We start from the raw sequence: 12,618 nt of genomic DNA, 5'->3' as shown, positions 1-12,618 counted from the left end.
ATCGGGCGCCCGCGGGAACGTCGTACGCCTCAGTCCGCCCGCAGACCGACCGCCAGCGTCAGTTCAAGGACCCGGTCCGGCGACGCGAGATCCGGGAACAGCTCCCGCAGTTGGGACATCCGGTACCGGACCGTCTGGGGGTGGACGAACAACGCCGCCGCCACCTCGTCCCGTCTGCCCTGGTGCAGCAGCCACGCCCGCAGCGTCTCCTCCAGCCGCCGCGCGGTCGCGTCGGGCAGGGTCCGCAACGGTGCGAGCGCGCGGGCACGGAGGTCGGCGAACGCGTCCGTGTCGGCGGTGAGCACCAGCTCCGGCAGATGCTCCTCGGTGTCACGGATGTCGGAGGAGAGGGAGCGGGCGCGCAGGGCTCGGCCGTACGACGCGGACGCTCGTGCCCATGGCCGGGCCGGGCCGACCACCGCGGTCCGGTCGGTCAGCTGCCGCAGGAGGTGCGATCGGTCGGCGTCGGGGACGAACAGCACTCCGGTGGCGTCCGGCAGATCGTCGAGGACGAGGGTGCTCGGGTCGAGCGCGCGGTAGGCGGGCCTGGCCTGGTCGGCGGGCAGCAGGACCGCGGTCAGCGAGACCGGCGGCTGCCAGCCGGCCCGCTGAGCGGAGGCCAGCAGCACGTCCGGGCTCGCGCCGGCAAGGAGGTCACGGGCCAGGTGCTCCAGATGGCGCTCCTGGGCCCGGCCCCGGGCGGCCAGTTCGTCGGCGTGGCCGGCGGCGCTCGCCGCGGAGAGCTCGTCGATGTAGGCGAAGGTCAGCTCGGCGAACTTGGCGACCTCGGCGGCGGGCAGACCCGCGGGCACGGCACCCGCCGCCAGGCACCGCCAGGCCACGCGGGCACCGACCCGGTAGGCGCTGAGCAGGGCGTCCATGGACCGGCCGTCGCGCACCTCGCCGCGGCCCAGCTCGTAGGCCGCGTCCCCGGCGTCGCCACCCGTGGCCTTCCCGCTCGCGAGGTCCAGGTAGTGCCCCAGAGCGGTGCGGACGGCCCGGCGGATGGTGCCGCCCATGCTGCCCGACAGGGCGTTGGCGTACGGGGGCACCTCGTCGATGATGGCCTGGACGACCTCGTCGGCGGTGCTTCTCAGCTCGGCCCGCAGTGCGGTGACCGTCGTCTCATCGAGGGCCAGTTCACTCGCCCTCCGGATTGCATGGCTCACGTTTTTGTTCCCTGCGAACAATTCAACCCACCAGATTCACATCCTGCGGTCAGGACTTTACGCCCTGAGGCGCAGCAAGCTGGAATCATGACGAGTACAGCCCTCCGCACCAGGGCGTGGAAACTGCTTGAGATGGTTACGACGCCGCTGCTGCCGTCGGACTACCTCGACCTGGTCAGTCCGCTGCGCGCGGGCGCTGACCTGCGTGGCCGCATCGAGGCCGTGCACCCCGAGACGAGCGACGCCGCGACCGTCGTGATCAGGCCAGGGCGGGGCTGGCGGGGTCACACGGCCGGTCAGTACGTCCGCGTCGGGGTCGACGTCGACGGGGTGCGCCTGTGGCGTGCCTACTCCATCACCTCACCGACCGACCGCCGGGACGGCCGCCTCACGATCACCGTGAAGGCGATCCCCGACGGCAAGGTCAGCAACCACCTGGTCCGCAGAGCGAAGCCCGGCACGCTGATCCAGCTCGACCACCCCACCGGTGACTTCGTGATGCCGCGGGCCAAGCCCGCAAAGGTGCTCTACCTGACGGCCGGCAGCGGCATCACCCCTGTGATGGGCATGCTGCGCGACACCGAGTTCGACGACGTCGTCATGGTCCACTCCGCGCCCCAGCCGCAGGACGTGATCTTCCGCAAGGAGCTGCACGACCTGGTCGCGGGCAGGAAGCTGCGCCTCACCGAGGTGCACACCGCCACGGACGGCATGCTCGACATCGCCCGTCTCGACGAACTCGTACCCGACTGGGCCGAGCGCGAGACCTGGGCCTGCGGACCCGCGGGCCTGCTCGACGCCGCCGAGAAGCACTGGAGCGAACACGGCGTGCCGGAGCGCCTGCACACCGAGCGCTTCCGTCCCACCGTCGTCGCCACCGGCGACGGCGGCGCGGTCACCTTCAGCACCACCGGGAAGACCGTCGACGCGGACGGCGCAACGCCGTTGCTGGACGTCGGCGAGGAGGCCGGTGTGCTCATGCCGTCCGGGTGCCGCATGGGCATCTGCTTCGGCTGCGTCTCACCGCTCAAGGCGGGCGCCGTCCGCGACCTGCGCACCGGTGAGATCACCGAGGCAGAGCCGGGCGTCCTCATCCAGACCTGCGTGTCCGCCGCCGCGGGCCCCTGTGACATCGAACGGTAGGAGCACTTTGACCGCCATCGACCCCACCGCCCATCTGACCGCGGAGCAGATCGAGGAGCTCGGCCGCGAGCTCGACGCGATCCGCGACGAGGTGATCGCCGGCCGCGGCGAGAAGGACGCCGCCTACATCCGCAAGGTCATCTCGGCGCAGCGCACGCTCGAGCTGGTCAGCCGGGGCGTGCTCCTGTTCTCGATGTTCCCGCCGGCGTGGGTGCTCGGCACCGCCGGCCTGTCCGTGGCGAAGATCATGGACAACATGGAGATCGGCCACAACATCCTCCACGGCCAGTGGGACTGGATGCGGGACCCGAAGATCCACTCCACCACCTGGGAGTGGGACCACGTCTCGCCGGCCGACCAGTGGAAGCACTCGCACAACGAGCTGCACCACACGTACACCAACGTGATCGGCAAGGACAACGACCTCGGCTACGGCATCATGCGCGTCGACGAGGACCAGAAGTGGCACCCGTTCCACCTCGGCCAGCCGCTGTGGAACTTCATCAACGCCTGCTTCTTCGAGTACGGCATCGCGGCCTACGACCTCGAACTGGGCAAGAACCTCCACAAGCGGCGCCGCAAGAACCCGGAGTTCCGCGCGCGGGCCAAGGCCGTGGGCCGCAAGATCCGCAAGCAGGTCCTCAAGGACTACGTGATCCACCCGCTGCTGTCGGGCCCGTCGTTCCTGCCCACGCTCGCCGCCACGTTCACCGCGAACCTGGTCCGCAACATCTGGTCCCACTCGGTGATCATGTGCGGCCACTTCCCGGAGGGCGTCCAGGTCTTCGAGCGCCGGTCGATCAAGGGCGAGACGCGCGGCCAGTGGTACCTGCGCCAGATGATGGGCTCGGCGAACATCAGCGGCAGCAAGGCCATGCACTTCATGACCGGCAACCTGTCCCACCAGATCGAGCACCACCTGTTCCCGGACCTGCCGAGCAACCGGTACGCCGAGGTCGCCGTGAAGGTGCGCGCGCTGTTCGAGAAGTACGAGCTGGAGTACGTCACCGGTCCGCTGCCCGTGCAGGTCTTCTCGGCGTGGCGCAAGGTCTTCCGACTCTCGCTGCCGAACAAGAAGAAGCAGCCCGTGGTCGAGGTGCCGGAGCCCGAGAAGGAGCTCGTCGCGGCCTGACGCCCACCGGTGGAGATGCGAGCGCGGTGGCGGGCCGAGATGCGTGATGTGCCGCCGTGCTCCATCGGCCGATCGACGTGACGGGTGGGCGCCTCGGCCGGCGGCCCCCTCGAACGGGTCGTCCGTGCCTGGGGATTAGCCTCAGCAGATGATTCCAGCGCCGCTGCCGAAGGTCGTCACCCGCCACCGCGACGGGCGGATCCATGCCTACGTCGTGGACTCCGGTACCTCCGGGACGCTGGCGCCCGCCGAGGTCTTCCGGCCCTTGGCCGGCGACGAGGTCGCGGCGTCAGTGGTCCGGCGCGATCTGGAGCGGGTCGTGTACACGACGCTGAACAAGGTCGTCTGCCTGACGCGGGCCGGCGACCTCGTGTGGGCCTCGGACTTCGAGCCGCACTCCGACGTACGCCATGGCCACCGGCCTGGTTGTGCGCTGTCCCTGGACGGCCGAACGGTGTGGGTCTACCGGCCGGACGCGATGGCGCGCCGGGGAGGCGGCGACCAGTGGGTCGTCCACGACGCGGAGAGCGGTGTGATCCTCGCCCGACGGGAGCTGGAGACCGTCGGGCACGGCGCGTTCCATTTCGTGCACCCCGTGGACGGCAGCGTCTACCTCGACGTCGGCGAGGGGCAGGACGGCTCCGTGATCGTGCGAGGTTCGGCCGTCGGCCCGGACAGCGAGCCGGAGTTCGTGGCGTTCCCCTGGTCGGACCGCTGCCTGATCGACCTGGCGCCGTCCGGGCGGCAGTTCATGACCGTCGACCACGGCCAGACGGACGTCGCCTTCCACACCCACCCCGACGGGGACGTGCTCTTCACCCTCCCGGTCGAGGTCTTCGGGTACGACCCGGAGGTGTGCTTCGTGGAATGGAGCGGCGGCTATCTGACCGACGACACCGCTGTCGTCACCCTGGGCGGTGAGAGCGAGGACGAGGAGGAGTGGTTCCGGCACCACCTCGTCGACGTGCGCACAGGGACGGTCGGCGGTGAACTCCCCGTCGACGTGAGCAATCCGTATGCGCTGGTGCCCCTGGGCGACGGATCCTGGCTCACCGACAGCGCCGACGGGCATCCCGTCCGCTGGTCCGGCACTCCGCGGCCGTCCGCACCCCGCAGCTGACCGAGGCGGAAACCTCGCTGCTGCCTATACTCCTCGCGTGTTGGACACCTCGCGCCACTTCCACGTCTCGTCCGTGCTCAACCGGCAGTCGATCACCCGGCATGGCCTGGACTGGGCCCGGATGGGCGCCGCACGGGGCATCGCGGGCAGCCGCCGCCCCGAGGTGGAGGGGATCTTCGTGTGCCGGGACGAGGACGTGTCGTTCTTCCTCCGGATCAACAACACCGGTGGACCGGTTGACGTCTGGGCCGTGGACGCCGTCGACGAGGAGTCGCTCCTCGACAACAGCAACGGCTTCTTCTACCTGCCCGAGCGCATACCGGCCGCGCGAGTCCGGTTGGTGCGGTCGGATGTTCCTGCTCAGTGACGTTCTTGAGTTCGCGTGACCGGACACCGGACGGGAGGGTTCATGTCCTTCGGCTTCAAGACGTCTTGGCTGGCCGTGCGTGACGCCGGGCCGGAAGAGGTGGCCGATGCCCTCGGTCTACGGCACCGACAGCGCATGGACTGGGAGACCGGCACCGAACTCGCCTACTCGCACGGTGTCTTCGTCGCCAGGCCGGTCCCGGGGTGGACCCTCGCCCACGGCAGGATGCATCTGACGCACCCGACGGAACCGGCGGATCCGGAGTTCGCCGCCTGGCTGCGGTCGCTGGCTTCTCGCGTCGGGGATCTCCAGTACTTCCGCAACGAGCGTGTCAGCGACTACCACGTCTGGGCCAGGGTCGAATCCGGTGAACTGACCCGCGCCTACTGCTACATCGGCATGAGCGGGGAGGTTCCGCTGCGCCGGGGTGAACCCACCGCCGTCGAGAGGGAACTCGGTGTCGGTCTGGTCGGGCGGGAAGAGGTCCGGCCGGACTGGGGGGACGCCGAATGGGACGCCTGGCACGCGGCGATGCCGACGGAACACGAGGTGATGCGGATAGCCGCCGACTGGAGTGTCTGCCCGGCGCTCATCGAGGATGCGTCCGTCACCGAGCCCGGAATCCACGGATTCCCTCCGGGTGTCGATCCGGGTCGTGCAGGATGACCTGGACCGCTCATCTGACGGGGCGTTCACCCGTCTCCGGGCGCTCCAGTTGGGAGGCGAGGACCGCCGCCTGCACCCGGCGCTGGACGCCGAGCTTGGCCAGCAGGCGGGAGATGTGGTTCTTGACCGTCTTCTCGGAGAGATAGAGCTTCTTGCCGATCTCGCGGTTGGTGAGGCCGTCGCCGATGAGGGCGAGAATGTCCCGCTCGCGGGGCGACAGGCCGGCCAGCTCGGGCGACATGGTCGGTGTGTCGGCGGGGTCGGCACGCAGGGAACGCATCAGACGGGCCGTGGTCGCGGGGTCGAGCATGGACTGGCCGGAGGCGACCGTGCGGACCGCCGAGACCAGGTCGGAGCCCCTGATCTGCTTGAGGACGTAGCCGGAGGCGCCCGCCATGATGGCGTCCAGCAAGGCGTCCTCGTCGTCGAACGACGTCAGCATGAGGCAGGCCAGCTCCGGCATGCTGCTGCGCAGCTCCCGGCAGACCGTGATGCCGTCGCCGTCGGGAAGGCGAACGTCGAGGACGGCGACATCGGGGCGCAGCGCCGGGGCGCGGACGAGGGCGTGCTCGACGGTGTCGGCGTCGCCGACGACGGAGATGCCGGGTTCGGCGTCGAGGAGGTCGGTGATTCCGCGTCGTACGACCTCGTGGTCGTCCAGCAGGAACACGCGGATCGGGTTCTGCTCCGTGAAGGTGCGTGTCTCGGTCATGAAGACCCCTCGTCCCGGCGGCGTACGGGCTGCGGCCGCCCGTCACGACGATCATCGCTCGACGGGCCCGGATGCACTAGGGCCGACCGGCCCTACTCGGGGACTCGGGTGGCCGCGAGGGCTCCCGGCAGCTCCGGTCCAGGTCGAACTCCACGTCGACCACACCCTCCACGGCGCGCACCAGGCGGGCGGCCACCGGGACCAGGGACGTGTCCCGCACCCGCCCGCTCAGCTTCACCACGCCGTCGTGGACCTGGACCCGGACCGCTGAGGCGGGGAGCGGGAAGAGGTAGGACACGGTCTCGCGGCGGATCTCCTCCGCAAGGTCCTCGTCGTCGCGCAGGAAGACCCTGAGGAGGTCGGAGCGGCTGACGATGCCCTTCAGCAGGCCCTGCTCGTCGACCACGGGCAGCCGCTTGACCTTGGCGCGGGCCATGGTCCGGGCGGCTTCGGCGAGGGTGGCGCCGGGGCGGGCGGTGAGGGCCGGTGCGGTCATCAGCTCCTCCGCCGTCACGCCGCCGGCCTTGGCGAGGTCGGTCAGGCGGCGCAGTTGGGTGTACCGGTCGGGGTCGCTGTCGCGGAACTCCTCCTTGGGCAGCAGGTCGGCCTCGGAGACGACGCCGACGACGCGGCCGTCGCCCCCGAGGACGGGCAGGGCGCTGATCTTGCGGTCCTGCATGATCCGCACGGTCTCCTTGAAGGTGGTACCGCGGCCGACCGCGGTGACCGTGCGGGTCATGACGTCGCTGACGATGTGCGGGGTGCCGGGCATGACTGCTCCTCCGGGCTCACACGCGGCTGCCCGCGCCGTAGGGCGCGTACAGGTCCAGCAGCCGGGTCCGGGCGGAACGGAGGCGGTGGGCAAGCACGTCGCCGACCCACTGGGCCACGGCGCAGCCCATCGCCGGGTCGTCCTGGCACATCATGCGGACGGCCGTGGCGTCGAACTCGTACGCCCGCACCGGGGTCGTCGCCTCGGCGCCCAGATGCCAGACGTGCGGACTGAACAACCAGGACCAGCCGACGAGATCGTTGTGCCGGAGGCTCTCGATGACGGCCGCCCGCCGGCCGGGCACGTGCATGTCGAGTTCGACCGTGCCGGTGCGGACGATCCAGAACCGGTCGGCCTTGCCGCCCTCCTCGAACAGCCGCGTCCCCTGGGGGACGGACACCTCGCGGGCCACGCGCATGAGGCGCTGCCGGTGCTCGACGGGCAGGGCTCGCAGCATGCTGGGGGTGTGAGTGTCGGCCATGACGCGCCTCCTGCGGGACGGGGGACCTGCCAAGGCCAGCATGTGCCTGACGCCACGCGGCGGACCATGGGCCACCCGGCCCCTCGAGCGGGCCGCCCGGCTCCTGCGCAGCGGGTCGGCGACTTCCCCGGCCCACCGTCGTCCCTGCGGCGACGGCCTGGCGCCCACGCCGGGCTCCGCCGGTGACGGGGACCGGGTCTATCCGGCGTCCGCTCCGGGCCAGTGCCGGTAGGCGGCCACCGCGCTCGGGAGCGTCGGGAAGATGCGGTCCGCGCCGACCGAGTCCGCGAGGCCGTACGCCCTGAGGTCGTCCAGCAGGTCCTGTTTCACCCTGGCCAGGGCGAACGTGATCCCGCGGGCCGTGAGTTCGCGGCGCAACGCGTCCACGGCGTCGAGGGCGGTGATGTCGACCTCCACGTTGGCCTCGGTGTTGAGGACGAACCACCGCACGGGCTCGGTCTGCATGTCGACCGCGGCCAGGGCACGTCGGCGGAAGTCCTCCGCGTTGGCGAAGAACAGCGGGGAGTCGTAGCGGTAGACGAGCAGCCCGGGGATCGTGCGGGCCGTCGGGTAGTCGTCGACGTCGTGCATGCCGGCCACGCCCGGGACCAGGCCCTCGATCGCGTCGTGCGGGCGGGCCACCCGGTTCAGCAGCTCGGCGACCGACAGGCCGACGGCGACGAGGACGCCGTAGAGGATGTCCAGGGCCAGTACCCCGGCCAGACAGCCGAGCGCCAGCAACAACTCGCGGCGGCGGAAAGCGGCCAGGCGGCCGAAGCCCGCCAGGTCGATCATGCGCACGGCGGCGTAGACGACGAGCGCGCCGAGGACCGCGGAGGGCATGCGGGTGAGCAGGGGGCTGAGGAGGAGCAGCACGGCGACCACCGCGGCCGCGGCGACCAGGGAGTACGCCTGGCTGCGGGCGCCTGCCGAGGCGGCGAGGGCGGTGCGGCTGGCGCTGCTGCTGACGGGGAAGCCGTGCAGGACACCCGCGCCGAGGTTGGCGGCGCCCAGGGCGAGGAACTCCTGGTCGGCGTCGAGCGCGGGGCCCTGGCCGTCGGACGGGGCGAACGCGCGTGCGGTGAGGATGAAGTCCGTGTACGCGACCAGGAGCACGCCGAGGGCGGGAAGGACGAGACGCGGCACCTCGCCGAAGTCCGGCCAGGCCAGGGCGGGCAGGCCCGAGGGGACCTCCCCGATCACTTTGACGCCGTAGCGGCCGTCGAGGTCGAGGACCACCACGGCGAGGGTGGCGAGGACGACCGCGAGCAGCGGTCCGGGCACGGCACGGACGTATCGCGCCATCGCGAAGAGCAGGGCGAGCACGGCGGCGGAGAGGACGACGGTGGCCGGGTGGGCGTCGGGCAGGTCCCTTGCGAAGGACCACAGCTGAGGGAAGAACCGCGTCTCGGTCGTCCCGACACCGGTGAGTCTGGGCAGCTGGTCCACCACCATGATCAGTGCCACGCCCGCCAGGTAGCCGATCAGCACGGGGCGGGAGAACAGGTCCGCGAGGAAGCCCAGGCGTACGGCACGGGCGAGCAGGCACAGCAGGCCCACCGTGACCGCGAGCGTGGCCGCGAGGGTGGCGTAGCGGCCGGGGTGTCCGGCGGCGAGGGGGGCGACCACGGTGGCCGTCATCAGGGCGGTGGTGGATTCGGGGCCCACCGACAGCAGGCGTGAGGAGCCGAACAGCGCGTACAGGGCGAGCGCGGGCAGGATCGCCCACAGTCCGGCGACCGGCGGCAGACCGGCCACGCCCGCGTACGCCATGACCTGCGGCACCAGGTAGGCCGCCACGGTGAGGCCGGCCAGCACATCGCCGCGCAGCCAGGCACGCCGGTAGCGGAGGAGGACGACGACTCCGGGGGCCAGGGGCCGTCGTCCCGTCCCGTGTCCGGCTGTGTCGCGTGCCATGAGCAGCCCCTTTCGTCCGGGCTCAGGATGCACCACCGTTCCCGGCATTCCGGCCGCCGAGGCGCGATCGCCCGTCCAACAGGCCCTGCGAACAGGGCCGTTCAGCCCAAGGGGTGTGGCCCTTCGGCATCCGGATGTCGCCGTTGGGCGTGGTGAGACTGGGCAACGGAAGGCACGTGGGTGGGCCCGCCGCTCCCGAAGACCTTGCCGGTTGGGCCGATCGGCCCAACGGCGAGGAAGTGCGGCCCCTGCCAGGGGCCCCGTCCGCAGACGAGGCTCGTGAAGGAGCCCCCGATCCAAGAGGTGGAGATCATGACTCGCACCATCACCGTCGGCCTCGACGGTTCGAGCGAGAGCCGGGCCGCCGCCGAATGGGCGGCGCGCGAGGCCGCGCTGCTCGGTCTGCCGCTGAAGCTGGTGCACGTCTGGGAGCCGGTTCCCGCGCCCATGGCACAGGCCCCCCTCCTCGGCGCCGAGACGCAGCAGCACTGGACCGAACGCGTTCCCCGTGAGGCGGCCGAAGGCATCCGGCTGCGCCACCCGGGCCTCGATGTGGCCTCTGAGCACTTGTCCGGCCACCCCGCCGACGTCCTGACGGACGCGGCGAAGGACGCCGAGCTTCTGGTGGTGGGCTCGCGCGCCCTGAGCGGCCTCGGAGGCTTCATGGTCGGCTCGGTCGCTCTGGCGGTCGTGGCACACGCCGAGCAGCCGGTCGTCCTGGTCCGGGCCGGGGAGCAGGCCGCGGACGAGCACGAGATGGACCCGGTCGGCATCCCGTCCTCCTCCACCCCGTTCCGCCCCGTCGTGCTCGGCCTCGACATCGAGAGCCCGGACGACGATCTGATCGAGTTCGCCTTCGCGGCGGCTGCCCGCCGCTCCACGTCGCTGCGGGTCGTGCACGGCTGGAACCCGCCGCCCTACTACGCCTACGGCCTCGCCGCGGACTTCGAACTCCACGCGGCCCTGGCCCGCAGCGAGACCGTCGCCCTGACCGAACTCCTGCGCCCATGGCGCGAGAAGCACCCGGATGTCGAGGTCACCGAGGAGTCCTCCTACGGCAGCGCCGGCAACCACCTCGCCGACGCCTCCCGCGATGCCTCCCTGGTCGTGGTGGGCCGCCGCGTCCGCCGCAACCCGTTCGGCGCTCACATCGGTCCGGTCACCCACGCGGTGCTGCACCACTCCGTCGCCCCTGTCGCCGTCGTTCCGCACAACTGACCCATGAGTCCAAGGAGTTGAGGAAATGAAGGCAGCGGTCGTCCAGGCCTTCGGCGAACCCCTGGTCCTCGAGGACCGCCCGGACCCCGAGCCCGGCCCGGGCCAGGTCCGGATCCGCGTCGAGGCGTCCGGGCTGTGCCACACCGACATCCACGCCGCCCGCGGTGACTGGCCCGTCAAGCCGAACCCACCCTTCGTCCCCGGCCACGAGGGCGTCGGCCTGGTCGAGAAGCTGGGCGAGGGCGTCACCCACCTCGGGGTGGGGCAGCGGGTCGCCGTGCCCTGGCTCGGCAGGACCTGCGGGCGGTGCGAGCCCTGCCTGTCCGGCTGGGAGACCCTGTGCGAGCAGCAGGTCAACACCGGTTACGGCTGCGACGGCGGGTACGCCGAGAAGATGCTGGCCTGGGCCGACTTCGCGCAGCCCGTGCCGGACGGCGTCAGCGCCGTCGACGCGGCCCCGCTGACCTGCGCGGGCGTGACGACGTACAAGGCGCTCAAGGTCGCGGGCGTACGGCCCGCCCAGCTCGTCGCCGTCTCCGGCGTCGGCGGGCTCGGTCATCTGGCCGTGCAGTACGCGAAGATCGCCGGTGCCCGGGTGGCCGCGATCGACGTCACCGACGCCAAGCTCGAACTCGCCGCCGAACTCGGCGCGGATCTGGTCATCGACGCCCGCAAGGAAGACGTCGGCGCCGTCCTGAAGCGGTCCGGCGGGGCGCATGCCGCGATCGCCCTGGCCGTGAACGAGGACGCCTTCGCCGCCGTCAACTCCGGGCTGCGGCGCGGCGGCAAGCTCGTCATGGTCGCCCTGCCGGCGCACGGCACGATCCAGGTGCCGATCTTCGACACCGTCCTCAACGGAACGAGCGTGATCGGCTCGATCGTCGGCACCCGGCAGGACCTCGCCGAGGTCTTCCAGCTGCACGCGGCAGGCCGCACCCGGGTCGTGAGCGAGACGCGCCCGCTGGCGTCGGTGAACGAGTCGATCGACGAGGTGCTGCGCGGCCATGTCAAGGCCCGCATCGTCTTCGACCTCGGAGCGGGGAGGTGAGCGCGATGACGGCCGGCCTGCCGATCGTCGTCGGCGTCGACGGTTCCGAGCCCGCGCTGCGGGCCGTGGACTGGGCGGCGGACGAGGCCGCCCGGCGCGAGCTGCCGCTGCGGCTGGTGTACGCGTCGCTGTGGGAGCGGTACGAGGGCGCCCAGCTGACGGAGAAGCCCGGCAGGCCGTCGGAGCAGGCACGGGCCGAGGACGTCGTGGCGAGCGCCGCCCGGCGCGCCACGGACCGGCGACCCGGCGTGGTGGTCTCCACCGACGTGCAGCCGGAGGAACCCGAGTACACGCTGATCCGGGAGAGCCGCAGCGCCTCCCTGCTGGTGACGGGGACCCGCGGCCGGGGCGGTCTCGCCGAGGCGCTGCTGGGTTCGGTGAGCCTGCTCGTGGCCGGGCACGCCCATTGTCCGGTGGTCGTCGTCCGCGGCCAGTCCGCTCCCCCGGCCCGCGCCCGTGTGGTCGTCGGGGTGGGCGAGCAGCAGGCGGCGGTGCGCTTCGCCGCCGAGGAGGCGCGGCAGCGCGGTGCCGTGTTGGAGGCCGTACGGGCCTGGCGGTGCCCGGCGCACGAGAGCTCCGACCATCCGCTGCTCACCGGCGAGCCCGCCCGGCTGCACGAGCAGCAGGCGTCGGAGGTGCTGGAGAAGGCGCTCCTGGACGTCCCCGACGATGTCGAGGTGCACCGCCGTACGGTCGAGGGTCACGCCCGGACCGTCCTGGTGGACGCCTCGCGGGACGCCGGTCTCCTGGTCCTCGGTGCCCGCCGCCGGCAGCGGCACTTCGGGCTCCAGCTGGGCCGGGTCGCCCATGGCGTGTTGCACCAGGCCGACTGCCCGGTCGTGATCGTGCCCGAGCCGGTGTGAGCGACGACCA

At 71.7% G+C, this 12,618-nt stretch carries 13 protein-coding genes; 8 read left to right on the top strand and 5 right to left on the bottom strand.

What is annotated here, in order from left to right:
- Nucleotides 1-29: 29 nt before the first annotated feature.
- Nucleotides 30-1,169 carry a PucR family transcriptional regulator gene (locus H295_RS0137960; RefSeq protein WP_020140591.1) on the bottom strand — a complete coding sequence of 380 codons (1,140 nt, stop codon included), beginning with the start codon at nucleotides 1,167-1,169 and terminating at the stop codon, nucleotides 30-32.
- Between the two features lie 87 nt (nucleotides 1,170-1,256).
- Here H295_RS0137960 and H295_RS0137955 point away from each other — a divergent pair, with 87 nt between their 5' ends.
- The 5 genes from H295_RS0137955 (at nucleotide 1,257) to H295_RS0137935 (ending at nucleotide 5,597) form a co-directional block, all read left to right on the top strand.
- Nucleotides 1,257-2,312: a ferredoxin reductase gene (locus H295_RS0137955; protein ID WP_028810127.1), complete on the top strand. Its 1,056-nt coding sequence runs from the start codon at nucleotides 1,257-1,259 to the stop codon at nucleotides 2,310-2,312.
- Between the two features lie 7 nt (nucleotides 2,313-2,319).
- Nucleotides 2,320-3,444 carry a fatty acid desaturase family protein gene (locus tag H295_RS0137950; RefSeq protein WP_020140589.1) on the top strand — a complete coding sequence of 375 codons (1,125 nt, stop codon included), beginning with the start codon at nucleotides 2,320-2,322 and terminating at the stop codon, nucleotides 3,442-3,444.
- 148 nt (nucleotides 3,445-3,592) lie between these two features.
- The gene (locus H295_RS0137945; protein WP_020140588.1) at nucleotides 3,593-4,564 is read left to right on the top strand and encodes a hypothetical protein; all 972 of its coding nucleotides are present in this window, start codon (nucleotides 3,593-3,595) and stop codon (nucleotides 4,562-4,564) included.
- A 37-nt stretch (nucleotides 4,565-4,601) separates the two neighbouring features.
- Nucleotides 4,602-4,931 carry a hypothetical protein gene (locus tag H295_RS0137940; protein WP_020140587.1) on the top strand — a complete coding sequence of 110 codons (330 nt, stop codon included), beginning with the start codon at nucleotides 4,602-4,604 and terminating at the stop codon, nucleotides 4,929-4,931.
- 42 nt (nucleotides 4,932-4,973) lie between these two features.
- Entirely contained in the window at nucleotides 4,974-5,597 is a 624-nt protein-coding gene (locus H295_RS0137935) for a hypothetical protein (protein ID WP_020140586.1), read from the top strand.
- A 10-nt stretch (nucleotides 5,598-5,607) separates the two neighbouring features.
- Here H295_RS0137935 and H295_RS0137930 read toward each other — a convergent pair whose 3' ends face one another.
- From H295_RS0137930 to H295_RS0137915, 4 genes are all read right to left on the bottom strand, one after another.
- On the bottom strand, nucleotides 5,608-6,309 hold the full coding sequence (locus tag H295_RS0137930; protein WP_020140585.1) for a response regulator: 702 nt from the start codon (nucleotides 6,307-6,309) through the stop codon (nucleotides 5,608-5,610).
- A 76-nt stretch (nucleotides 6,310-6,385) separates the two neighbouring features.
- Entirely contained in the window at nucleotides 6,386-7,081 is a 696-nt protein-coding gene (locus tag H295_RS0137925; RefSeq protein WP_020140584.1) for a CBS domain-containing protein, read from the bottom strand.
- 16 nt (nucleotides 7,082-7,097) lie between these two features.
- Nucleotides 7,098-7,562 (bottom strand): cyclic nucleotide-binding domain-containing protein, encoded by a 465-nt coding sequence (locus H295_RS0137920; RefSeq protein ID WP_020140583.1) that lies wholly within the window; start codon nucleotides 7,560-7,562, stop codon nucleotides 7,098-7,100.
- Nucleotides 7,563-7,760: 198 nt separating this feature from the next.
- Nucleotides 7,761-9,479 (bottom strand): SulP family inorganic anion transporter, encoded by a 1,719-nt coding sequence (locus tag H295_RS0137915; protein WP_020140582.1) that lies wholly within the window; start codon nucleotides 9,477-9,479, stop codon nucleotides 7,761-7,763.
- A gap of 312 nt (nucleotides 9,480-9,791) precedes the next feature.
- Between H295_RS0137915 and H295_RS0137910 the strand changes: the two genes are divergently transcribed.
- Genes H295_RS0137910 through H295_RS0137900 form a run of 3 tightly spaced genes read left to right on the top strand, consistent with a single transcriptional unit; the run spans nucleotide 9,792 to nucleotide 12,608 of the window.
- Nucleotides 9,792-10,697: a universal stress protein gene (locus tag H295_RS0137910; protein WP_028810125.1), complete on the top strand. Its 906-nt coding sequence runs from the start codon at nucleotides 9,792-9,794 to the stop codon at nucleotides 10,695-10,697.
- Between the two features lie 25 nt (nucleotides 10,698-10,722).
- On the top strand, nucleotides 10,723-11,745 hold the full coding sequence (locus H295_RS0137905; RefSeq protein ID WP_020140580.1) for a zinc-dependent alcohol dehydrogenase: 1,023 nt from the start codon (nucleotides 10,723-10,725) through the stop codon (nucleotides 11,743-11,745).
- A 5-nt stretch (nucleotides 11,746-11,750) separates the two neighbouring features.
- The gene (locus H295_RS0137900) at nucleotides 11,751-12,608 is read left to right on the top strand and encodes a universal stress protein (protein ID WP_020140579.1); all 858 of its coding nucleotides are present in this window, start codon (nucleotides 11,751-11,753) and stop codon (nucleotides 12,606-12,608) included.
- Nucleotides 12,609-12,618 lie beyond the last annotated feature (10 nt).

The sequence above is a fragment of the Streptomyces sp. 351MFTsu5.1 genome (assembly GCF_000383655.1).
Taxonomy (GTDB): Bacteria; Actinomycetota; Actinomycetes; order Streptomycetales; family Streptomycetaceae; genus Streptomyces; species Streptomyces griseorubiginosus.
The sequence above is the reverse complement of the archived record's forward strand: the minus strand, read 5'-3'. Positions and strand labels throughout refer to the sequence as shown.